14 protein-coding genes are annotated in these 25,585 nt (G+C 43.5%); 6 read left to right on the top strand and 8 right to left on the bottom strand.

Annotated elements, in window-relative coordinates:
• Positions 1-44 precede the first annotated feature (44 nt).
• On the bottom strand, positions 45-2,429 hold the full coding sequence (gene ppsA, locus JMX50_RS04845; RefSeq protein WP_201564929.1) for a phosphoenolpyruvate synthase: 2,385 nt from the start codon (positions 2,427-2,429) through the stop codon (positions 45-47).
• A gap of 635 nt (positions 2,430-3,064) precedes the next feature.
• On the opposite strand from ppsA, the gene JMX50_RS04840 reads away from it, so the two are divergent.
• Both JMX50_RS04840 and sthA read left to right on the top strand, forming a co-directional pair.
• Positions 3,065-3,961, top strand: coding sequence for a pyruvate, water dikinase regulatory protein (locus JMX50_RS04840; RefSeq protein ID WP_227670454.1), 897 nt, complete (start codon positions 3,065-3,067; stop codon positions 3,959-3,961).
• 185 nt (positions 3,962-4,146) lie between these two features.
• Positions 4,147-5,790 carry a Si-specific NAD(P)(+) transhydrogenase gene (gene sthA / locus JMX50_RS04835; protein WP_227670455.1) on the top strand — a complete coding sequence of 548 codons (1,644 nt, stop codon included), beginning with the start codon at positions 4,147-4,149 and terminating at the stop codon, positions 5,788-5,790.
• 120 nt (positions 5,791-5,910) lie between these two features.
• On the opposite strand, the gene JMX50_RS04830 is transcribed toward sthA, so the two are convergent.
• The 4 genes from JMX50_RS04830 to JMX50_RS04815 all read right to left on the bottom strand — a co-directional run bounded on the left by JMX50_RS04830 (position 5,911) and on the right by JMX50_RS04815 (position 11,571).
• Positions 5,911-7,137 (bottom strand): ABC transporter permease, encoded by a 1,227-nt coding sequence (locus tag JMX50_RS04830; RefSeq protein WP_227670911.1) that lies wholly within the window; start codon positions 7,135-7,137, stop codon positions 5,911-5,913.
• Positions 7,137-8,486, bottom strand: a complete 1,350-nt coding sequence (locus tag JMX50_RS04825; RefSeq protein WP_201628638.1) for an ABC transporter permease — start codon at positions 8,484-8,486, stop codon at positions 7,137-7,139. The genes JMX50_RS04830 and JMX50_RS04825 overlap by 1 nt, the downstream gene beginning before the upstream one ends.
• A 3-nt stretch (positions 8,487-8,489) precedes the next feature.
• Positions 8,490-9,770 carry an HlyD family secretion protein gene (locus JMX50_RS04820; RefSeq protein WP_201628637.1) on the bottom strand — a complete coding sequence of 427 codons (1,281 nt, stop codon included), beginning with the start codon at positions 9,768-9,770 and terminating at the stop codon, positions 8,490-8,492.
• Positions 9,771-9,876: 106 nt separating this feature from the next.
• Positions 9,877-11,571 carry a TolC family protein gene (locus JMX50_RS04815; protein ID WP_201628636.1) on the bottom strand — a complete coding sequence of 565 codons (1,695 nt, stop codon included), beginning with the start codon at positions 11,569-11,571 and terminating at the stop codon, positions 9,877-9,879.
• 414 nt (positions 11,572-11,985) lie between these two features.
• Here JMX50_RS04815 and glpK point away from each other — a divergent pair, with 414 nt between their 5' ends.
• From glpK to JMX50_RS04795, 4 genes are all read left to right on the top strand, one after another.
• Complete coding sequence (gene glpK / locus JMX50_RS04810) at positions 11,986-13,578, top strand: glycerol kinase GlpK (protein WP_201628635.1); 1,593 nt, start codon at positions 11,986-11,988, stop codon at positions 13,576-13,578.
• A gap of 578 nt (positions 13,579-14,156) precedes the next feature.
• Positions 14,157-14,627 (top strand): hypothetical protein, encoded by a 471-nt coding sequence (locus tag JMX50_RS04805; protein WP_201564951.1) that lies wholly within the window; start codon positions 14,157-14,159, stop codon positions 14,625-14,627.
• A 362-nt stretch (positions 14,628-14,989) separates the two neighbouring features.
• On the top strand, positions 14,990-16,018 hold the full coding sequence (locus tag JMX50_RS04800; RefSeq protein ID WP_201619524.1) for an endonuclease/exonuclease/phosphatase family protein: 1,029 nt from the start codon (positions 14,990-14,992) through the stop codon (positions 16,016-16,018).
• A gap of 214 nt (positions 16,019-16,232) precedes the next feature.
• Complete coding sequence (locus JMX50_RS04795; protein ID WP_201619525.1) at positions 16,233-16,925, top strand: TetR/AcrR family transcriptional regulator; 693 nt, start codon at positions 16,233-16,235, stop codon at positions 16,923-16,925.
• 155 nt (positions 16,926-17,080) lie between these two features.
• Here JMX50_RS04795 and JMX50_RS04790 read toward each other — a convergent pair whose 3' ends face one another.
• The 3 genes from JMX50_RS04790 to JMX50_RS04780 all read right to left on the bottom strand — a co-directional run bounded on the left by JMX50_RS04790 (position 17,081) and on the right by JMX50_RS04780 (position 25,554).
• A complete protein-coding gene (locus JMX50_RS04790; RefSeq protein ID WP_201628634.1) occupies positions 17,081-17,872 on the bottom strand; it encodes a hypothetical protein in 792 nt (263 codons plus the stop codon).
• A 152-nt stretch (positions 17,873-18,024) separates the two neighbouring features.
• On the bottom strand, positions 18,025-23,346 hold the full coding sequence (locus tag JMX50_RS04785; RefSeq protein ID WP_201628633.1) for a DUF11 domain-containing protein: 5,322 nt from the start codon (positions 23,344-23,346) through the stop codon (positions 18,025-18,027).
• Positions 23,347-23,496: 150 nt separating this feature from the next.
• Positions 23,497-25,554 carry a DUF11 domain-containing protein gene (locus JMX50_RS04780; RefSeq protein ID WP_201628632.1) on the bottom strand — a complete coding sequence of 686 codons (2,058 nt, stop codon included), beginning with the start codon at positions 25,552-25,554 and terminating at the stop codon, positions 23,497-23,499.
• Between the last annotated feature and the right edge of the window lie 31 nt (positions 25,555-25,585).

Below are 25,585 nucleotides of genomic sequence, written 5' to 3'. Positions count from 1 at the left end.
TTTACATGACGATGTGAATTAACGCTGTGACTGAACGTTACGGCTTACTTCGCTTCTTCACCCGCTAAGAAGAACCAAGTATCTAATACTGAGTCAGGGTTTAATGACACTGAGTCGATACCTTGTTCCATGAGCCAGTAAGCAAGATCTGGGTGATCTGATGGACCTTGACCACAAATACCAATGTATTTGCCAGCTTTATTACAAGCTTCAATCGCCATAGACAATAGTTTCTTAACCGCAGGATCACGCTCATCAAATAGATGTGAGACGATACCTGAGTCACGGTCTAGACCAAGTGTTAACTGCGTCAAGTCGTTTGAGCCGATTGAGAAACCATCGAAGTGCTCTAGGAACTCATCTGCTAATAAGGCGTTGGTTGGTAGCTCACACATCATGATGACGCGCAGACCATTTTCACCACGTTTTAGACCGTTTTTCGCTAGCAACTCGATGACTTCTTTGGCTTCGCCAACGGTACGGACGAATGGAATCATAATCTCAACGTGAGTCAGACCCATCTCATCACGGACGCGTTTCAACGCTTTACACTCAAGCTCGAAGCAGTCACGGAAGTTGTCAGAAACGTAGCGGCTCGCACCACGGAAACCAAGCATTGGGTTTTCTTCTGATGGCTCGTATAATTTACCGCCAAGCAAGTTAGCATATTCGTTTGATTTAAAATCAGACATACGCACGATAACTGGCTGATCCATAAAGGCTACGGCTAGGGTTGAGATACCTTCAACCAATTTATCAATATAGAAATCAACTGGTGACGCATAACCCGCGATACGCTCATTGATAGCTTGGGCGATTTCACGTGGCAAGCTGTTCATGTTCAGCAGCGCTTTTGGATGCACACCAATCATACGGTTGATGATGAACTCTAAACGCGCAAGACCAATACCTTCGTTTGGCATTTGGGTAAATGAGAAGGCGCGATCTGGGTTACCAACGTTCATCATTACCTTGAATGCAAGCTCTGGCATAGATTCAACAGAGTTGGTCTGTACTTCAAAGTCAATCTGACCTTCATAAATAAAGCCAGTATCACCTTCAGCACAAGAAACGGTGACGTCTTGACCATCAACCAATAATTCAGTGGCATTACCACAACCAACGATTGCTGGTACACCAAGCTCACGCGCGATAATAGCAGCGTGACAAGTGCGACCACCACGGTTGGTGACGATAGCAGAAGCACGTTTCATGACTGGTTCCCAATCCGGATCCGTCATGTCTGATACTAATACGTCGCCGTCTTGTACTTTATCCATCTCGTTTAAGTTGCTAACGATACGCACTTTACCAGCACCGATACGTTGACCGATTGAACGACCTTCGCATAGGATTTTAGCATCACCAGTATTGATGATATAACGTTCCATGACATTGCTGTCTTGGCGGCTCTTAACAGTTTCTGGACGTGCTTGAACGATGAAAATTTCACCGCTGTCGCCGTCTTTTGCCCACTCGATATCCATCGCTTGACCGTAATGCTTTTCGATGGTCATGGCTTGTTTGGCAAGTGAATTCAGCTCTTCAGTCGATAAAGAGAACTGCATGCGGTCTTGTTTTTCAACATCGACGGTTTTAACTGATTTAGTGGTGCTACCTTCATCACCATAAATCATTTTCTTATGTTTGCTACCTAGGTTGCGACGGATAATCGCAGGTTTACCGTTAGCAAGTAATTTTTTGGATACGTAGAATTCATCTGGGTTAACCGCGCCTTGCACGACCATTTCACCTAGACCGTAGCTTGACGTGATAAAGACCACTTGATCAAAACCACTTTCGGTATCTAGGGTGAACATAACGCCTGCAGCGCCAGTTTCTGAACGAACCATGCGCTGTACAGCAGCAGATAGGGCAACGCCTTCGTGCTCAAAACCTTTATGCACACGATAAGAGATAGCGCGGTCGTTATATAAAGAGGCAAATACTTCTTTAATCGCAATGAGGACGTTATCAATGCCGCGAATGTTCAAGAAAGTTTCTTGTTGACCGGCAAATGACGCATCTGGCAAATCTTCAGCAGTAGCAGAAGAACGTACCGCAACAGCGATGTCTTCGCCGCCACTCATGGTTTCAAACGATTGACGCACTTCTTGCTCAAGGTCGCTTGGCAGCTCTTGCTCAATAATCCACGTACGGATTTTTTTACCCGTTTCAGCAAGCTTGTTGACATCATTAACGTCAAGTGTTTTAAGCTCGCTGTTGATTTTGTCGAGTAAGCCTGTTTCTGTCAAAAAACGATTGAACGCATTTGAAGTGGTCGCAAAGCCACCTGGAACGCTGACACCCAAATCAGATAGATGGCTGATCATCTCGCCAAGCGAGGCATTCTTGCCGCCAACCATATCAATGTCATCTTTTCCTAGCTGATCAAGATTGATTACAAGTGCTGTAGATTGCGCTGCCATGATAACTCCAGAAAATAAGGTTATTTAGTAAAGATTATAACGGTCGATTATACCCCTATATTTGGATAATTTCGATACCTAGAACCAAAAAATTCGTCAAAAAGATACAAATTGTGGGGATTGCTACATATTTGAGCGCCAAGAAAGTAATATTTGGCTGCTAGAATATAGTGAAAATGGGAATGTAAGAGGTTTTATGAATGTATTCACAATAGCTAATGTTGGATAAAACTTCCAAAATTTGCTTAAAGCACTTTTAAAATTTGCTTCTATATATAGGTGACTATTGAATTATTGATAACTGGTTTGATTATTGATTTAAAAGTAAGGTTTGTTTTTATGCTAACTTTTATACAAATGCTTCTAAGTGTACGCCTGTAACATTGATTTCTATTAGATGGCTATTATGCGTATAATATAGCGCATAGATATGTTCTGGACTCGACCATGCTCTTTAGCAGCGAATTCACAGCCAATGACTATTAAAGAGCATGCAAATACAGAGCATGGCAATGTTATAAGAAGTTTTTATTATAAGTGGTTATAAACGGCTATTAAGAGTCGATTGAAGTTTTTTCAGCGCTATGCAAAAGCGATTATTGAGGTTTTAACGTTTTAACAAAGGTGTTCACGTTATGTTTGTAAACAATCCGCCCGAACCAGCCAATCCGACTATTCAAAACAAACAAGCATTAGAAGTAGATAACGCCCAAAATATAAGAACCGCCTTTTTTATCTCTGATGGTACGGCGATTACCGCCGAAACCCTTGGACGCGCTATTTTAAGTCAGTTTGCCTCAGTGCCTTTTGAAACCCGAGTACTGCCTTATGTCGATAGCTTAGAGCGTGCCGAAGATGCCGTCGAACAAATCAATACTGCTTATCAACGCGATGGTTTATTGCCATTGGTATTTGATACGATTGTCAGTCCTGATATTCGCGAGAAAATCAATTCAGCGCATAGCTGTAATTTGGATATGTACGAAGGTCTCATCGGTCGGGTAGCAGAAGAGACGGGTGTTGAACCAGACGGACATTCAGGTCATGCCCATGACGATGTCGACTCTGAGACGTATAAAGAACGTATTGATGCGGTGCATTTTGCTTTAGACAATGATGATGGCGCGCGCACTCGCCATTATCATGCGGCAGATATTATTCTTATTGGTGTTTCGCGTTCTGGAAAAACGCCGACCTCATTGTATTTGGCGCTACAGTTTGGTATTCGAGCGGCAAATTATCCCTTAACCGAAGAAGATTTAAACGACAATAAGCTGCCTAAAGCCCTACGTGAGCATAAGCATAAGTTATTTGGCTTATTAATCGATACGGATCGCTTAGTGAAAATTCGCCAAGAACGCCGCGCTGGCAGTCGTTATGCTAGTTACCAACAATGCCAGCAAGAGCAGCGCGCGATACAGGGAATTTATATCTCGCAAGGTATTCCAAGCCTTGATGTATCAGAGATGTCTGTTGAAGAGATTGCCACGCGTATCTTGCAGATGACCGGTCTTAAGCGCCGGATTGGTTAAAGAAATTAATCAACAGCACATAACGAATAACGGCGATGGCGATAACGTAACTGTCGCCAATATTGCAAAATATCCTATCACAACGTATGGTAGGCCCACTTTAGCGCCATGACCCTGACGGCATTTAAACCGGCTGACACTCATGGACTGAAAAAATAGATTCATAAATTAATAAAGAGGATACGATGGGAAGCAAACCTATAAGCGACGCGACCAACGATACTGGTAAAGACACTCAAACCGAAGTGTCTAATAAAGAGAGCGGCCGCGCGCCAAACCCTGAGCATACTGAGGGTAAAAACAAAAAAGCAAGAATTGAGCAAACCCATGAGCAAGTCACTGACGATATTATGCATCATCCAGACTTGGTCAATCCGCTAGATGACACCCGTATTGATATTAAAACCCCTTTTACCAAAGACTCGCAGCGTATCAAAGGCGATAAGCATAAGTATGAGTATGACGTTGTCGTCCTAGGTGCCGGTCCTGCTGGTGAAGCGGCTGCCATGAAGCTGACGAAGTCGGGTAAAAAAGTAGCGGTTATTGACCCACGCGAACAGGTCGGCGGCAACTCTACCCATGTCGGTACCATTCCAAGTAAAGCATTGCGTCAATCAGTCTTTAACTTGATTAACTTTCGCCGTGATCCTATGTTCACCAAAGCGATGGAATACCAGCAAGTACCGCTTAATAAAGTGCTGACCAATGCTCGTAAAGTTATCCGTAATCAGGTAAGTACCCATACGCGCTTTTATGAGCGCAATCGTATTGAGGTGATTCACGGTTGGGCAAGTTTTATTGATGCGCATACTTTAAGCGTCGAAAAAGACGACGGTATCTTTGAAACCGTCACCTTTAATAAAGCCATTATTACGGTTGGTAGTCGCCCTTATCGTCCTGATATTCTAGACTTTAATCATCCACGTGTGTTTGACTCTGATAAAATCTTGCAAATGGATTATGTGGTCAAAAAAATCATCATTTATGGTGCCGGGGTGATTGGTTGTGAGTACGCTTCTATTTTCACCGGTCTTGGCTATAAAGTTGACCTAATCAATAACCAAGATCAGCTGCTTAATTATTTAGACAGCGAGATTAGTGATGCTATCGCCCATGACTTTAGACAGTTTGGGGTATTGATTCGTAGCAATGAAGAGATTGACCATTTAGAGACGCATGATGATTATGTGGTCTTGCATCTAAAAAGCGGCAAGCGCATTAAATCGGATGCCATTCTTTGGTCAAATGGGCGCTCAGGTAACACTGAAGGCTTGAACTTAGAAGCCATCGGGCTTGAAGCCAATAGCCGTGGTCAGCTAAAAGTTGATGATACCTATTGTACTGGTGTCGAAAATATCTATGCTGCCGGTGACGTTATCGGTTGGCCATCATTGGCGTCTGCTGCCTATGACCAAGGACGCTGTGCGGCGGCCTTTATGGTTGGCGATAGTGATGCAGAGCCAGTATCAAGCGTACCAACGGGTATCTATACCATCCCCGAAATCTCTTGTATTGGTAAGACAGAGCAAGAGCTGACCGATGAAAAAGTCCCTTATGAAGTCGGGCAGGCGTTCTTTAAACATTTGGCACGCGCGCAAATCATTGGTGAACGCTCAGGTGTGTTAAAGATTTTGTTCCATCGTGATACGCTTGAGATTTTAGGCATTCATTGTTACGGCAATCACGCGTCAGAGATTATTCATATCGGCCAAGCAGTGATGAAGTGTAATGCTACTTTAGAGTACTTTGTAAATACCACCTTTAACTATCCAACGATGGCAGAAGCCTATCGTGTGGCAGCCCTTAACGGTTTGAATCGCGTTTTCTAACGCTTATTTTTTAATGCGTAAACCGTAAAGTAAGAGATATAAAAAAGCGCCTGCTTAATGAGTAGGCGCTTTTTTATGGCATTTTTTCTAGCAGAACAAAGGCTACTAGACTTTTTTACATTAATAGCCAGTTTTACTTTGCGGGGTACGCCAGCGAAAGAGCAGCAGTAATATAAAGTAAAATGCCCACAGTCCTGCCAACGCATAAAAACCCGTTGCGACTTGCGCCACGCTGGCACCCATCTGATTAAGCTGGACAGAGGTGTTAATCGCAGGCGTCGTCGGTATTAACCAGCGTATGATTTGTAAAAACTCTGGTAATTGATGGGCAGGCCATGGATAACCACTGACAAAAAACATTGGTAGTGAGCTGAAAATTAGTATTTGCATACTGCGCTCACGCTGGCGGAACCACAGTCCAAACACGCAGCCAAGCGTGGCCACAGTCGGACAAAATAGCAGCAAAAATAACAAGCTGCCGAGCATGTTTTGTCCGCGTGGATAATGATGCAGCTCAAAGGTCCAACCATAATAGAAGCAGCCGATGATAAAGCTGAACATACTGAGCGCTGCAATACGTCCGAGCCAGCCGCGAATACTGGTAGCATGACGACGTTGTTCATACCAAGTACCAATCAACATCGCTGTAGACATCAAAAGGGTTTGCTGCAAAATAAGAATCGCTACTGCTGGCACCACGTAAGCACCGTAACCTTCGGTTTGATTATATAAAGGAATGATTTTTAGAGGCACTGCTTGGGTGCTTGCCGCTGCGGTTGCAGAATATGCCCCTTGCGCCACGCTTTTTTTAACCTCAACCCCTGCCGATACCGTACTGACCGCCTGCAAAAACCCCATTTGGACGTTTTTATTTAATAAGAAATAGCCGCCATTGCCCAGTACGCTGACACTTGCCGCTTTTCCAGACAATACTTGCTGCTCAAGTCCACTTGGAATAATCATATAACCGGCGATGTCATCGGACCAAATAGCCTCGATGGCATCTTGCTCATTTAAAAAACGCTTGGTATCTAGCTGCGGGCTGGCGCTGGCATAGCGAACGATGGTTTTAGATAAGTTGCTATTGTCTTTATCGATAATACCGACCGGGACATGGTTGACCACCTCTGTCGAATACGGCCAAGGATAAAAGAAGCCATAAATAATCGGCGCAATCAGTAATAATAACAGTACGCCTTTATCAGAAAAAACGTCTTTAATCGTTTGCACAAAACTGTGCAAAAAACTTTGTGATGAATAGTCTTTTGAATCTGATGGCGTATTAGATAGCTTGTCTTTTGGTACGGCAGAATCTTTTGATGCAGGCTCTTTTTTTAACATAGACATTAGCGTGCTCCCCAACGTTCAGGATGGGCGAGCGCGCGTTTGCTCAATAATGCGGCTAAGAACATAGCAATAACGGTTGCTAGCGTCAGTCCATAGACTATCGGTAATGAGATGGCAACGGGTGCTTGCATCTGTAATTGGGCAATATGCAGCTTAAGATAATGAGTAAGTGGTAGCGCATCCGACCAATGCTTGGCGCTGTCACTGATGGCGATATAAGGAAAAGTAACCCCTGCAAACGCATAAGAAGGTGCTGAAATAAAACCGGTAGATGATAAGCCCATACGTAATGAAAATGAGGTTAGGGTAAATATGGCGCCAAGCCAGAATGACAACATCATCAGTAATACAAGGCCGACATAAGTCGCCATGAGAGAGCTAATAGCAACCGCTTGCTGCGGAGTAGCAAGCCATAACGCTAGAATTGACCATAGGCTATAAGCGAGCGTTGGCCAAAAATACTTACCCAGTAAACCAAAGAGCAAGACTGAAATACTGGCTTTTCTAGGCTTATTGTCTGTAATAAAGGTTTTATTGTCTGCAGCAGAGGTTGAAGCAGCTATGGTTTTGTCGTTTTCAATGTCGTTTTTAGTATTGGCTTCAATGTTGGTTAAGTCAGGATGACCGCTTTCAATAAAGTCATACCAACGACCGATTTGCTTATCGCGTAGCTCGCGCCCAATGGTCGTAGCACCGATGACCATAGCTAAGATGTGTAGCAGCGCCGGGATAACCGTTGACGCTAAAAACTGCTGATAATCGGTAGCCGCATTAAATAAGCTAATACGCTGAATACCAATGGGCGAGTAAGCAATCGCCGCTTGTGATGGTGCCATACCTTGTTTCACCAAACGCTGTATCTCAACGCCTGCCGATAGCGTACCAATCACTGATTGGACACTGGTTTGGATAATGCCAGAGTGAGTACCGTATTGAGCGTTTACTTGCAGCACGATGGGCGCAGGTTTACTCGATGAGATATTGCGCGAGAAATCTTCAGGAATAATGACCACCGCATAAATATCACGTTGCAGGAGCGCTGCTTCTACCGCTGCCGGTGAATGATACAGCTGCCTGACCGTCAGGTTCGGATTGGCTTCCAAATAACGCACGGCAGTATTGGCAATAGGACCGCGGTCTTTATCCATCACCCCAATAGGTAAATCGGTAATTTGTATTTGTGAGAAAATCCACCAAATCAACAGCACGGTTGCAAGCGGTATCCACAGCACCATACTCAAATCCCATGGATTTTTGGCTAAAAAACGTCGCTCATAGCCAGCACTGCGTACAAAAGCGCCAATTAGCCCCTTTTGCCCACTTAGCCTCTTTTGCTTATTCAAGCGCATGGCTTACTCTTGGGTCTGATTAGCAAGGGCTGGATTGATATTAACAATCACGCTCATACCCGAGCGAATACGTCGATCAGGTGCCGATGGTCGCGCTTTAACCTCAAAGGTGCGCACATCAAAACCATCGTTATTGTTGGTCGGACGCCAAGTGGCAAAATCAGATAATGTTGAGGTGGCATAAACGGTAAACTGTTTGGTATAAGGCTTTTCGGGCGATGATAAAGCAGGAATCGTACCCATAAAACGCTGACCAATCGCAAATTGATTTAAATAGGTTTCAGTGACGTTGAGTACTACCCATTGATCATTGGTATTCACCAAGGTAAGGAGCGGCACACCTTGACCAATGACTTCGCCAGCATTGACGATGACATTATCCACGATACCGGCAATCGGGCTTCTTAGATTGGCTTCTTCTTTTGCGACCAACGCTTCTTCTAATTGCGCATCGACTTGGGCAACTTGCGCTGTCGCGGCAGATTTGTCTTCACTGCGTGCACCTTCCATTGCTAAGTCATACTGTAAGCGCGCCGCTTCTGTTTGATCTTGGGTGGCCAAATACTGCGCGTAGGCTTCATCACGTTTTTGCCGCGCCATCAGTCCTTCTTCATAAAGACGATTGACGCGCTGATAGGTGTTTTCTGCCAAATCAGACGCCGCTTTATTGGCTTGCCAAGCGGCTTTTGCTTGCGCAATCTCTTGTGGACGGGCGCCATTTTCTGCTTTATCAAGCTGACTTTGGGCCATTTGTTTGCCAGCACGAGCTTGATTAATCTTAGCGTTAATCTCAGGTGAGTCCATCTCAATCAATTGCTGACCGACCGTAACGGCATCGCCTTCTGTGACCATGATTTGTGCAATACGTCCTGGTACTTTTGCGGCGATAGACGTTTGCTGCATTTGCATCTGCCCTTGTAAGGTGATGACTTCAGGCCCATTGTGTTGATTGCTTTTATACAAACCATAAGCAATTGCCCCTAAAACAAGCAGCACAAGGAGTACCAAAATCGCCTTTTTAATCACGGCAGATTTATCCGTTTTTGCAGGCTCGCGTTTATAAGGCGGCACCGCTTGCTCTTGGTCCATATCAGCGCTATCGACGTTATCAACGTTATCGATGCTAGCAGCGCTATCGACGAAAGCTTCAGTCGGTTTAGTGCCATTAATAGCATCAATAGCATCGACGGGCGTTTGCTCATGCTGACTGCTGTTTGGCTCAGCGGTTTGGTCTGAAGCATTTAATTTGCGTGAGTCGCCTGATTCGTTATTAGATTCAGTCATGACAGTGAGATTCCTAAAGCGATAAAGTCGGTAATAAGCAGAATAGGTCTGGCGTTATTTAATCTTGGCATTTAATCTTATTATTTAATATTTTCTACTGAACTGGCTATTTGTCATATAAAGTTGGTAGTCGAATATCAGCGGCGTTTAGGTAAGCATTAAAAGCGAGAGGCGTACCGCAGCTTTGCATTAGAGCGGCAAGAGACTGGACATAAGTATTCGCCGCTTGCGCCTGTTCCGTACGTGCTTTGAGGTATTGTGTCTGTGCTTGTACCACATCGATAGGCGTATTTAAGCCTTCTTGCAGCCCAAGGCGACGCAAGCGTAATACCTCTGCTGCCAAATCTACATTACTTTGTAGTGCCTGATAGCGAGATTGGGCGTTATTGACATCGTGCCAGTTTTTCTCGACCAACAATAATAGATTGTCACTGACTTCAATCTCAGACAAATCCGCTTGGCGTATTTTGGCATTGCTAGAGGCTAGAGAAGCGGTTTTATCGAGCCCACCCCAAAGCTTCCAACTTGCTGAAATACCAGCGACCCAGCTTGGGTCTTTTTCGAGTTGTCCATAGCCATAAAGCATAACCGTAGGTTTGTAGCCCGTATCTGACAGCGCATGTAGCTGCTGAGCTTGGGCTCGTTTAGCGGCGACTTTTTGCAGACCTGGATGATTGCTCAGTGCCAAATCTTGAAAATAATTGACATCGGGTAGAGGACGACTAGAGACAAATAGAGGCGTGGTCGGTTTGATACGATAATCGGTACGCAAGAGACGCTGTAGCGCCATCATCGCCAGACGCGCATCATTGTTGGCATTGACCGATTCGCTTTTTGCATCGGCAAGCGCCGATTGGGCTTCTAAGCGATCGACACGTGAGATAAAGCCTTCTTCAAAAAGGCGCTGTGCCATATGGTCAACTTGCTGCACCGTATCATAAGCATCTTCGCGTAAATAGGCGGCAATAATCGCTAATTGTGCCTTAAAATAACGCTCAACTAAGGTGTTATAAAGCTCGTTGGTATCCAGTATGCTATCTGCGACAGCTTCTTGGGTACGAGCAGTAGAAGCACCTGTTAATGCTGCTGTGCGACCAGCGGTATAAATGGGCCATACCACACCCAGACCTGCGCCCGTTGTTGAACCTGAGCGCTTTAAATCGTAATTATCTGGGATACGGTCACCGACCAATTCACCAAAATCCGGCAAGTTTTCTATATCTATGGGCGGGTCGATGCTATCAACACTACTATTTACATCGTTAATAATGCCGGTTTTAATCGACGATAAGTCAACATCGGCATCCAAGTTGTAAGCATTGGCGGAGACGCGCGCAAATACTAACGGATGGTCGATGGTTTTTAGCGCATCCGTTTCGTATTCACTTGCAGCAATCGCGGCTTGATTGGCGGCAATTTTTGGTGAAACTTGCAATAAAATATTTTGCGCTTGCTCAAGACTTAGCAGGCTAGACACTTCTAAGGGATAGCTATTATCAATGCTTTTATGGGTGATGGGGTCGATAAGGGTGCTTAAGACAGTATTGGGCTCAGCTTTAGCTGTCTGTTTTTCTGTCGTTGCTGCCTTGTTTTGTAGACTGCTTTCTCGAGTGACACTTTGATTATCTGCATCAATAATTTGCGTCACTACTACTGGCGCTACTTCATTTTGTGACGTGATAATATCATCGTTAGCGTTAGCGTTAGCGTTAGCGTTAGCGTTTGCGGAGTGAGCCGCGGCTAAGCTCATGAGCGTAACCGTCATCACAGCAGTAGACAGAGTCGATAAAGCAAATTTCATAAGTCACGTAAGCCATTAATTAGAATGCAAAGTGTTTAGAACGTAAAGTGTGTAGAAGGTAGCCAAACTGGGCAATATTATAGACTATTAATAGAAAGCAAAAATTGGTTATTCATAACAAAGCGTACACTGTAGTGCCACAATGGTGACGGGTCAATGCTCACTATTCGCTTATTTTACATTGAATACGCGCTGTTTTTATGTTAAGTGTCCCATTGTAAGGTAAATAATAGCATTATTTATGGGTTAGTGATAAAAAGTCATTGAAGATAAAAGCTCGTTGAAATAGCAATCTAAACCATGCAATAGCTTTTATGAGTACATGTAATAGCTTTAATTAATAAAGGCATGGCTATAAAGCTAGATAAAAAACAGCAGATAAAAAACAACACTATCTAAAATAGGATGTGAGTAATGGCAGGATATATTTTAGCGCTAGATCAAGGTACAACATCGAGCCGCGCGATTTTGTACGATGACCATGCCCGTCCGATTAAAATGGTACAGCAGCCGACAACTTTAAAGACGCCGCAAGCAGGTTTTGTCGAGCAAGATGCACAGCAGATTTGGCAGACACAGATTAGCTGTGCCCATGATGTGATTAATCAGGCCGGGTTGCTTGCGACCGATGTCACCAGTATTGCGATTACCAATCAGCGTGAGTCTATCGTGATGTGGGATAAGCAAACGGGCAAACCTTTAGCGCCTGCTATTATTTGGCAAGACCGCCGCACCGCAAGCTATTGTAAAACGCTTGCTGCAGAAAGCGCGAGCGGTAAGACTGATGATAAGCATGTTGATATGGCAAGCGAAATACAACGTATCACAGGCTTACGCTTAGACCCATATTTTAGCGCCAGTAAAATCGCGTGGTTGTTAGAAAATGATCCTAAATTAAGAGTACGCGCCAATAAAGGGGAGATTGCTGTCGGCACCATAGACAGCTGGCTTATCTATAAATTAACCGGCGGCGAACACGTCATCGATGTGACCAATGCCTGTCGTACTTTATTATATGATATCCATAAGCTGGCATGGTCAGAGGAGCTATGTACCTGTTTTGCCATACCCATGAATATATTGCCCAAGGTTCTGGCATCTGATGGAGATTTTGGTAAAACAAAAAAAGGGTTATTTGCCAAACAAATTCCTATTCAGGCGGTATTGGGCGACCAACAGGCGGCGCTGTTTGGGCAAGGCTGCCTTGATGCAGGCATGGCAAAAAATACCTATGGCACCGGCTGTTTTATGCTGATGAATATCGGTCAGACGCCAAAACTGAGTGAGCATAAGTTACTGACGACCATCGCTTGGCAACGTAAATCAACGCCAATGCGTCCAGACAATTTATCATTTGATCAAATCGTTCAGTCTGGTAGACGTATGCTACAACCACCCAAAAAGGAAGTCACTTATGCCTTGGAGGGCAGTGTTTTTATGGCCGGTGCTATCGTGCAATGGTTGCGTGATAATCTCGGTATGATTCAACAAAGCAGTGAGGTTGAGAGTTTAGCGCGGCAAGTAGATAGTAGTGAAGAGGTGGTCTTATTGCCCGCATTTACAGGTCTTGGCGCTCCTTACTGGCGCTCCGATATCAGTGCCAGTATCACTGGTATGAGCCGCGGTACGACCAAAGCCCATATCGCGCGCGCGGCATTGGAAGCGGTGGCATATCAGACTTATGATGTACTCATTGCCATGCAAAAAGACAGTCCTCATCCATTGACTGAGCTTAGAGTCGATGGCGGCGCGGCTAATAATGACTTACTTATGCAGTTTCAAGCTGACTTATTGGGAGTGCCGGTACTGCGCCCCAAAGACACAGAAATCACTGCCAAAGGTGCGGCTTTATTAGCGGGATTGAAAACGGGTCTATATGATGAAGCAACGATGCAAGCATCATGGCAAGTCGACCGGATTTTTGAGCCTGAAATGTCAGACGATATTCGGCAGCAGCATCTTAATAAATGGCAACAAGCCGTCGATAGAGCGTTAAAAGTCATGTAATTGTCTAACTTGAGGTATTTAAGTGCTGTAACCACTCAGTCAAAGATTACTTAAAGCGCTCTACTGACATACAAATCCATGCAAATTGGTGATAAAGATACAGGCTGTAACGCAAGGCAATCGTAATTTGGACACAAATTACATAACCTGTCTATTTGTTGGTATCCATAAATTCCTATACTTTAGATGAATTAAATCATAGCGCTAATCACTCTTATTTAATTCCTATTAATCTATAACTATTAATTCATAATTATGTCATTAATAGGCGTTAAATTTATAGCTTAGATTTACAGCTGAAAAATGAGCGATTAGTACATTAGCAATGAATAACTCTAATATATAACAAATAATTTAAGGATAATATTATGAATAACGATGGACGCATTACAGACCCTAATAACCGTGTAATCGCTGATGACTATCTTGAAGTCGGCGATAGAGAGCGCATCATCGATGACAATGCACGTCGATTAAATGATAATGATGTTGATATCAATGGTAATAGAGTCGTTAGACATGAAAATGACAATATCATTGATGATCACGACGCTATTGACCGTAATGCCGTGAAACACATGTCAAAAGAGAGCAGAGAAGATCTGAATGCTGATCCAATCACAGGTGAGCCAGGCTCACACCCACTAGGCACAGGTATTGGTGGTATTGGCGGTGCAGCAGCAGGTGCGGCTATTGGAACAATGGCAGGTCCATTAGGAACCTTAATCGGCGGCGCTATTGGTGCTATCGTTGGTGGCGGTGCCGGTCATGCAGCCGCAGAAGCTATTGACCCAACTCGTGAAGAAGCCTACTGGCGTGCTCAACATGCCAATGCAGATTATTACCGTGAAGGTCATGAGTTTGATCGTGATTTACATCCAGCGTATGCCGTTGGTTACGCCAATCGCGCCCGCTATCCAGCCGATGCCCGTTTTGAAGATCATGAATCAGATTTAGAGCGTTCATGGCATGAAGTGAAGGGTGAGTCGCGTCTAGAGTGGGAAGAGGCTCGTCGTGCAACACGTGATGCATGGAACCGTGTGTCTTAATAGCCGTTATATTTTTAAGCTATGATGATTAAATAATAATGAAAAGTGTTAAGGATTCAATTGATGGTAAATGAGTATTCCTTTGTTAAGCTTCATCATTAAGATAAACTAATAGTTTATTTGATATAAGTAAATAAACAATACAAAAGCTTACTCTCTCATTACTAGAATTAGTCTGATTGTAGACTTTACTCTGCTATCAGACAAAATAAGCCAGTTTTATGCTACTTTAAAGCCTCCAAAGATTTCTTTGGAGGCTTTTTTAGTGTATATTGTTAAGGGTGAATATACTTAATATTGTTATGTATAAATATATTTAATGATAAGACATAATTATCAAAAATAATAATAATAGGTAATTTATGATTCATAATGCAGAAGGCAATGATCCAAAGCAGTTTTATATAGCAACTGCCAATTTACTGAATTTTGCCAATCCTAATCGAATTTATTACGAAAATGCGCCCGCTTATACCAATAAAGAATACGAACATAAGCTGCGCGGCATTACCGACTTATTAGCAAAAGCCCATGCCGATATTATCGCTGTACAAGAAGTATGGGATAGTCAGGCGCTTGAAGCGTTGGCGGTATCGTTGGGTTTTAAGCCTGAGCATGTGGTGATTCCACTGGCAAGTAATGACAGCGCAAGCCCTTATACTCAAGGCAAAGGGGCACAGAATACACCCGCAGTTGGTATTATCACGCGCTTTGAGCAGTTAGAGAGCACGTTGCTACAAGCCGTAGAGCCAAAAGCGGTCATCGATATTCCTGATATAGGACCTTATGAGCGTTTTAATCGTCCACCACTCATATTACGAGTGAATGCTTATGGGCAGCCGATAACGATTATTACCGCCCACCTTAAAAGCAAACGTGCTTTTTTCTTACGTGATGAAAACGGCAATCTGTTAGAGGATATGAACGATCCGAATATTCGAGTTCGTGCCAAACTGCGTAGTTTATGTATGCGCGCCGCAGAAGCCGCCTCTATTCGTATGTCTATCATTGAGCGCTTACATCATACGCGCGAGCCGCTGATTTTATTGGGTGATATGAATGATGTCACCGGTAGCGTGACCACCCAATTGATGACCGAAACCGGCGAAGTCAACTATGATAAAAGTATGCGTGATGTGGCATTGTTTGATGCCGCTCGTATCCAAGCCCGCTACGGTTGGATGAAAGATGTTGCTTATACCCATATTTATCAGGGTATGCCAGAAGTTATTGATCAGTTATTTGTTTCTGAAGAGTTTTTACCTGATAGTAAGTTTTCGCTTGGTCAGGTTGAACGAGTTGACTATTTTAATGACCACTTAAAGTGGGATTATGCCGATAGAGTCATCGATCATGGTATTATACGAGCGAAAATAAAACTTCATAATTAACCCCGTTTTTTTGGTTGATTGGTGAATTATTTTTTAACCTATTCATGTCCCTTGCTTGACTGTGTACAAGCGTTTATCATGCCTCTTCGTTGAGTATAGTAGCGGTGCTATTGGCCCAAATTACCGGTTGATAGAATGTCCTTCGATTTAGGACAGATGCTATCTGATGAAGACTATATTTATAAAGATGGGGCGTAACATTAAGAGATTTATAATGAGTGAAAACAAAGACGACAAAATTGAAGATGTACTGGTAGATTCGGAGCTGGCAAAAAAGCTGGTCCCTAATAAATTTAAATTCACTAGTCAGCAAGGCCGCGCACGCCGTCAAAAGCTATTGATGGGCGCGAAAAAATTGAGTGAAACTCAAGCGATTAATGATATTACCTTGGCTGCTGTCTGTGAAGAAGCGGGTATTCCAAGAGCTTCCGCATATCATTTCTTTCCAAATATCGAAGCGATATTTTTAGCATTGCGTTTTTTAAATGCGATCGACATCTTAGAAGTGCTGACCACTGTCGAAACAGTTGATTATGATAGATGGCAAGCGTATTTGACCGCGCTGATTGAGCGCTGTGTAAAAATCTTTGATGAAGACCAAACCAAAGCCAAATTGATTTATGACACCAATACTCCTGATTTTGAAGGGGACAGTTTTGGTGAGCATATGGACAATCAAGTGGTGCAGTTGGTATATAAACGCCTATCAGAGCGTTATGAAGTGCCAAAATTTGAAGACATCCAAGATGTGTTATTGATTACCTTTAGTATTATTAACGCCATCTTTACCGTCTCTTATCGCCGTCATCAGAGCATTACTGATAAGTATTTGCAAGAAGCCAATACCGCGTCTATCGCTTATCTACGCTGCTATCTGCCAGAAAAATTACCGCGTAAAAATCGTTAATTTTTATTACGCTAGAGTTTTAAGCCAAATCCAAACGTAAAAAAGCCGACATGATGTCGGCTTTTTTTGCGCGTTTTAATAAACATTGATTGAAACTTTATTGTGTGGTCAAAGGCTAGTTAATACAAGCATAAGTCACTACAAGCATAAGTCACCTACTTTTTATCAATCGTTGTTAGCACTTGACCATTACAACTGTCGTCGCTTGAATCTAAAGGCGCGTATTCTTCGTAATAACGCACGATAAGCGCTTCTAAAGCAACATTAGTTTTTGAGTCATGGGCATTGACGAAAGCTTCGCGTGCTTGCTCAAGCCAGCGATCTGCCATCCGAAAATGACTGTTTGATGATTTTGCGCCACGTTCACAGTGGTCGGTAGCTGCCCATATTAATGCCACTTCACTAAAGGCCATTTCGCGCGGCGCATTCACGATACCGCCACTATCTTTAAGGGCATTTAAAGTTGCCCATAAATCAGGTCGCATGAGCGTCGAGGTCGATGGGATATCTTCGATAAGCTCAAGCGCTTCAACTTTATTATTTTTTAACGCCTGCAAGATCGTTTCTGCCGCTTGGGCGGCTTGCACAGCAGCGTCTGAACGACTATTCATACTATTTTTATGAGTGGCATAGTTCAGCCAAGCTTGGGCTTTGTAAGCAAAGTATTGTTGACGGGCGCTCATGTCTTTTTGCTGATAAGTTTGTAATTCGTTCAGCATACAGTTCATGGCGCGCTGTTGTACGCTTTGGGCTTTATCATCAGCTGTCTGGGCTTGAGATTCAGTATTATGGCTGCTAAGGCAATAGTCGGCGGTCTTTAGCGTAGCGTCTTTTGGCGTAAGACTTGTAGTCGATACACAGGATACGGTAGACAGAAGCAATACAGTGGATAGCGTAGCATATAGTGATTTTTTATAGGGAGCTGCTTGAAGGGCAGAATGAGGCATAAGATAAACCTGAAAGTAAGGTAGTAAGTATGAAAAGTTTGTATGTAAATAGGCAGGTTAATTTATCATTCAATAAAAACCGTCGCCCAGTCAATACAAAAATGCCGTAAGCGTGGCTTACGACAACTAGGATAAATGATAACAAGGCTAAATTATAGCGTAGAACGGGCGGTGAGCGGCTTATTTTTGCGTGAATCTTCGCGTTTGAATAAGTCTTCGTCAAATTTGAAGCGCAATCTAAAGTAAGCGCCTTCTATCGTCGTATCGTCATAGGCGATATCTTCATCTTCAAAGCCCATAAAGTTATAGCCAAGTGACAGCCAAAGGTTGGTCATCGGGCTATAGCCAACTTCAGCGCCAACCAAGTACGATAAATCGTCCGCCTGCTTATTCCAATAGGTGCCTGCTTGCAAACCGATATCCCAGCGCTCGCTGATATCATACAATCCGCGTGCATAAACAGCGTGTGCAGTATTATCGCTAGCAATTCCTTGAGCGTCATATTCCGTATATTTGCCGGCATAATGCCCTGATAGCGTCAATGGGCGTGTTGGATGATAGTTACCGCTCCATGACCATACAATGGCATCTTTTTGATACGGATCGTTGCCTGTTGCGTTATCATCTAAGCGATACTCAAGCTTGGCAAGCATATCGAGCTGATTGCTATCGTAATCACGGTAAGCGGCGCCTAGCTGAAAGCGATTGATAGTACGATGACCATCATCGTAATCTACTTGTGAATAGATGTCTTTGGCTAATAAAGTAATCTCATCGCTATAACGATAAGCAACGCCTGCGCTAGCGAGCAGCGTATCACTGTTATCGCCCCAGCGTTTTTCTAGACGCCCTGAGGCTTTATAGTTTTCGTTGGCAAGGTATTCAACGCCAACACCAGCAGCAGTCGCGGTATTGTCTTTTTCACCTTCTAGAGATTCGACACGTTCAAACAAAGTATTGAGCGTTAAGCCTTGTTGCACATACCATTTATTCTTTAAACCAATAGCGGCTTCAGCTTCGCGGGCGCTAATCGCATCACGCATGCGGTATTCGCTATAGACTTTGCCGTCTTTCATATAAGTGGCATCAAAGCCGATAACAGTACGTTGGCGCTCTTCAGAATCGTCTAAACCGTAGCTGCCTGACAAGCTATTGATTAAATCATGACGGGCGTATAAACGACCTAGGTTGCCAAGCGCCGTTTCGCCACCGATAGAAGTGGCATTGCGCGAGCTATGCTCAATATCTTGCTCGTATTCGGCAAATACCAATGAGTTGTTCAGCTTTGGCAAACGCGCGGTAAGACGGGCGCGGGCAGTGGTGCCCTCGATGTCTTTTTCAGCACTACTTACACCATTAAGCGCTGATTGGTTAATGATGTCGTCATTAAAGATGGTATCGTTAGTAATATCTAAGACATCGGTTGCCGCTTGAGTATTGCGTGAGGCGGTAGTGGCCTCTTGTTTATAATAGCGTACGCCAATCTCGCCAACGATATTTTGACTTAAGCGTTGCTCAATACTGGCTTGGACGCCTTGGCGACTGGCCTCAGTGGTATGGTCTTCTGTACGCACACCTTCCAATTTAAGCGCGGTTTTTTTCTCATTTAAAGTATGGGTGACTTCGATGCCAGATTCAGTGCGTCCAGCGGTTTGCGGCGAAGCACCGGTAACGAAGCCTTCATCGGTATCATTATAATAGGCTTTGGCACGCGTGTTTTTCTTATCGTCATAGTCAAGCTCGATGCGTAGCGCATCGCCTTCAGTATCTTTACCGTCTAGCTCTTTGGCATTAATCTGATCGCTTGGCTGCGAGTTTGGATTTTCTGCTTTATTTTTGGCATATTCTGCGACCAGCTTTAGCTTATCGTTAAATTTGACCACCGTATTGACGCTGGCAAGTTCTTCTTTATTTAGTGGGTCGTCACTATTAATATAGCTGCCACCGATGGCGATTTTATCCGTCACTTGCTGCTTGGCGGCGATACCGCCAACCCAATATTTCTCGCCGCCTTCATCGACTTCGACCGTCACGCGCAAGTAAATAGGATTGCCATCGGTATCTTGGCTGGCAATCGGTGACTTTAGATATAAGCTGCGGCTAATAGGGTCGATTTCATAATCAGCAAAACGCGTCAAGGTCTCACGGCGCACGATACGCCCCGGGTTATTGGCGTCACGGCTGATGACTTCGATGGTTTCTGAGTTTTCTAATACCGCGTCGAAATCATTGGCAAGCGGGTAGGGACCTGAAATACCAAGACCACGAGTTTCGTTAACGCGCTGTGAAGTACTGGTTTCAGCGGCAAACGCGGTGATGCGAGTGTTACTATCTTCAAACTGCGCTTTTAAACCCGTTAAAGTACGGTTGTATTGACCAAGTTTGATACCTTCATCATTATCGATTTGGGTTTTTAAATCGCCATACATTGCAAATGAGCGACCTTTATCAACGCGAACATAAAGCTTGCTCGTCGATTGGGCGTCGAAACCTTTAGCAGAAGAATCGCCATAGACAGGATAGTATTCACCCGGCTCGATATCACGGAACAGGCGTTCGCCTTTTTTATCGCTGTCATAAGCTAGTGTCAGTAGATAATCGCCGCGTACCTTACCTTTTAAGAACATCGCCGCGCGACCCGTTGCTGAATAGTCATCATTGCCAGCGATTTCACGCAGCTCTTGCTCAAAAGCACCTTGGGCATCAGTAATATTACTGCCATCGAAGTTTTTAAGCGAGATAGCACCTTCGACGATACCGACAGCGATAAGAGGGCGCAACTGAGCGGTAAACTGTAGCGGAATTACTTGCTTGCTGCTGCCCGTGTTAATAATTAGCTCACCTTTACCCGGTACACTTGGGGCGGTGATAGGTATCAGTAGCTCGCCGCCAGAGACGGTGACTTGCGTACCAGCCTGATCTTTACTGCTATCGCTAAGATTGATACGGCCGATATTGGTGTCAATTGTGATTGGCGTTGAAGCGATATAAGGGCGGCCGTCACTATCTTTTAGGCTAATCACCACTTGATATTCGCTAATACCGTCTGCAGCGACCAATTGTTTTTGTGTGCGATAATCAATGGCTTGCAAGCTATCGGGCGTCAAAACCTTAATAGTTTGCTCAGAGATGACTTTACCATTAATGTCAGTCGCGACGCCGCGTAAGGTGTTAGTGCCACGTTGTAAATCGACGGCATAATAATCAAACGCCGTTACCTTTTGCTTTTCTTGCTCAGCGGTTTTGCCGATTTGCTCGGCTGATACGGCTTTCCCATTGGCATATAGGGTAAAGTTAGAGCCTAGTGGTGCTTGTACTTGTACCATTTGCTTATAGGTACTGAGCTGCTGACCTTCGCTAAGATTAATAAAGGCAACATCATTGCTAGAAACTTCTTTTAAGTATTCTTCAAGTTCTTTTTCTACCGGAGGAGCAATAGTCGTCACTGTCATATCGACACGATTGGCAGTTGGCTTGACCATCTCATTGACGATGGCTGAGTCGCATTGTATGCCGGCATCTAGGACATCGTTAGATTTACAACCGCTTGCATCGACATTGTCTTTATTATCGCGGTTATAATCAGGCTCTAACACCAGCTCGGTTTTTACCGCTTGCTCTAGGCTGTCATTTTTAGCGCTGACAGATTTGCTGCGCGCGACCAGCTCTGCGTTTAGGCGCTCAGTGCTATCGCCCATCCCGCCAACGATAGCAAAGTCAGCACGATGCAGCTCGCCATATTTTAAGTCAACGAAACGGCTGCCGGCATCACCAGCATTGCGATTGCTTTGAGTAGTTAGCTCTGTTGCTCTGGGTAGAGTAGTACGGTCGACTTTTAAGACGTGAGTCTTGGCACTGATACCATAAAAGTTGTATTTGCCTTCAGGGTCGGTGACGACGAAGTTGCCATTTTCCATGTAGATGCGCACGCCTGCAACACTAAGCTCACCATCTTCTTTTTGTTGAATACCGTCGCGGTTGATATCGTGGTAAACCTTCCCAATGATGATGCCGTCAGTGTTCATGACACCGCGCTCAACCTCAATCTTCCATTGGGCTTCTCGTGATACTAGGCTTTGACCTTGCTCAGTAGTAGCAACGGCGGTCGCACGGTTGATGCCGTCACCGCCTAATGCCGATGAGCCAATAAGGACGCGATAAGTAATGTCTTTCGTTTCGCCTGCATTCATATTACCTAAACTTAAAACTTGGTATTTGCCGTCGCTTTTAAATTCGGTAGTTTGGGCTTTATCAATACGTACGCTGCTATCCACATAGGCAAAGCCACGTGGGAGGGCGTCTTTTAATTGCACATCGTAGGCGGTTGTAGCACCGTCATTTTTGATATTGATCGTATAGTTTACATAATCGCCAAAAGCCGCAGTTTTGACATCGCCTTCTTTAGTTACTACTAAAATTGCGCGGTCATCGATGATACTGATTTGCGTGGCCAAATTATCGATACGAACAGTAAGATCAGCGTCGCTTGGCAGCTGCCCAGCACCAGTGCCAACAGAAGGTGCGATACAAGCATCTAGACTTGCTGTCAAAGTATCATTCTTTAAGGTTTGAACGATTTTGTCATTGAGAGCATTGGCATTATTTTGCGTCGGTGCTGAAAGCTGATAGTTACCCGTACTATCGCCAGTTTCAATTCCTTTTAATGAGTACTTATCACCAGTCAATAAAGAAGTAATCGTGACCCATACTTGATCAGGCTTATCTAACTGAACATTACACTGCGCGTAGCTAGCTTCGATATAGACATTATCATCCAATTGTGAAGTGGTTTTATTATCATCAAACTTAGGAGTGGTAAAGTTAATCTCAGGCTCAACGATAATCAATTTATCAGTGGCATTAACCATTGCTACTGACGGATCTTCTAAGACTACGGCACCGATTTTTATATCAGCAGTATCGTCACTTTTGCCGTTAGGGTCTGACAATGCTTGTACGATAAGTTGGATACTTTCGCTATGTCCAAGTTTAATTTGGGCACGTAAATTATTAAAAACAACTTCGCTATCAGCTGCATCAATAATGCCGTTTTTATTGAGATCTTGATAGACTTTGATGTTAGAGAGAGTTGGCGCGACATTAAGTGTCAACTCAATTGTTTGATTACTATAGCTGGTATTATTTAAGACATTGACCCAGTTTACTAAGGCGTTTGGCATGACAGTAAGTAAAGGCTGCTGGCTTAAGCTGATGCCGTATTCAGGTAGAGCAGAGGCTTTAACTTGTACTTGGTTCGAGGCACTAGAGATAGTGACGTCGGACTGGCTATTGACGTTATAGGTAGCGTTTGCAATGTTATTGATAATTTGTAGGTTAGGGTTTGCCGCTGAATTTGAAACAGTCGCTGCAAACGCCATATTCGATTGCATAAGCAACATCGCCAATGACAGCGCAGAGATCTTCGCTGTACATAATGCGGTACGATTAGACGGTGTCATTACAGATAGAGTCATATGTCGCTTATCCAATGAAACATAAAGGAGTGGAGTGGTAACGCTCTAGCTTGGCTAATATAAATTGTTTAGGTCAAGCTAGAGGGTTTATCTACAAGCAACTTTTGCTGCTTGTAGATATTAAAATAATAAATAATTCAATATTTTATATTAAGGCTGAGATTGTGCTGGCTGTTTAGGATCGTTTTTGATCTTAACTCTAAATTGTAGCGTTGCAGTATTTTGTGCTGCTAATGTGTTAATGGTCGTGTTGATATTAGTACCATCATCGTTTGCTTGTGTAGTGATGTTGGTTGCTGCAACTCCAGATGTAGTGGCAGATCTTGGTGCATAGTCTGCTGCAGCGTTAAACTGAGACTTAGCATCAGAAATAGTCAAACCTGTGATATTGAAACCTAATGCAGTGGAAGATGTATTTTTAGCATCAATCTTGTAGATAACGCATTGATTTGGCTCAGCATCAATATTAGAGTTAGTAAAACTAGTGTCAGCAGCGTTATCACAGTTAGCATCGAGTGCTTGAGTTTTATTTAGCGTCAAACCTTTGATAGTTGTTATATTAGTAGCATTAATTGTAGCTGAAGGATCGTTACCGGCAGGAGTTATAGTTACTACGTTTTCTTCTTTCGTATCAAGCAACGCTTTTCCGGTTGAATTATCAGATTTGACGGCATAGATAATATCTATAGTACTGCCTGAGGCAATAATCACTGAATTAGGAAGACGGTATTCGCCTGCTGTTGCAGTAGGTTCTAAATAACCAGTTGTATTACCTTGTTTATAGCTAGGGCGATTGTTAGCAGTTGCATCAGTTATTATACCAAGTGGAATTTTGCCATCAGGGTCAGTAATTTTGATAGCAATAGAGCGGTTAACGCCTCCTTCACTGGCATCGCCTGTATTTGTAATGATATTAGTGTGTGTAACGGTACCATTAACAGCGATTTCTTTGAAAGTACCCTCACCGTTGACACCGTTAGATATCGTTAAGCCACGCTTATTGACCTCTAGTGCTGCAGCTGAGTCACCACCTGCCGTGCCAGGTATAGGATTATTGGTGTACTCTATATCGTCATTAGTAGGATAGTAAGTACTCGTATTTTCATCTGTATCATCTTTATTAGTACTATCAACGATAGTGATACCACTATCTAAAGTATTTTCAACACGAGCATGATTGATCACGCCATTAGCAGGTTTTACTTTAGTATCCTGCTTGACATCAAAGGTAATAGTTATACTAGCACCAACAGCTAGATTAATACCTGAGTATACAAAACCTTGATTAATACCAGTTGTTGTTTCTATAACAGAAGATCCACTAGTAGCATCCGTTGATTTCACAGAATCTGGTACTAACACTAGACCAGCAGGTAAGGTGTCACGCACAATAATGTTAGTCGCAGCAGCAGCGTAGTCTGCACGACCATCATTAGTAACTTTAATACTATAAGTAGCTGTATCATTTAGGTCGTTAAGATTAAGCGTATCAGTTATTGATTTTACAATACTAAAGACAGGCAGTACTGTACGCGAGGTATTGGTATTGGTTAATGTCTTACTAACGTCTGATGGGGTATTCGTTGATAGTGCTGTACTGGTAGCAGTTAAGATGAGGTTTTGAGTGTCACCCCCTTTGTTACCTTCAGTCTTAGCATTAATAGTAAAGTTAACATACTGGCCTGCTTCTAATGGAAATTTAAAGTCATTTAAAGTTGCTACAAGCATGTTATCGCCAGATGTATATTGCCCAGTAGCTTTGGTACCATCACTATTATATAGCTGGTATGAAACTGTAGACGCACCGAGGTTATAATCAGCTTTATCACTAGTTCCATTAATGACGTTAGCTAGATTAATTGTGTATTGGTCTCTACGGTTACCTGTATTTTCTAATCTATGTATGAACTGAACGAAGCCAGTAGGCTTTACGTCATCACCATTATTTGTATCATCCTTCAAATCGCCATCAGTGTTTAGCGCTGATAAAGAGAATGAAACTTGCTCTGAGATATTAACAACAACAGGATTTGATTTGACGGGAGTTTGAGGAACACTATTAACAGAATAAGTAGCTTCAGCTACGTTAGTAATAGTAGGAGAAGTTGTTGCAGTACCGCTTTTAGCAGCATTAGCACCAGTAGATAAACCCATTACTGCGGCGATACCGACGGCAAGCAAGCTATAGTTAAAAGTGTTTGATTTCATGTATTGCTCCAAAAGTGATGATAAAAACTAT

It is taken from the genome of Psychrobacter maritimus (assembly GCF_904846345.1).
Classification (GTDB): domain Bacteria; phylum Pseudomonadota; class Gammaproteobacteria; order Pseudomonadales; family Moraxellaceae; genus Psychrobacter; species Psychrobacter maritimus.
This window is presented reverse-complemented; position numbering and strand designations above follow the sequence as displayed.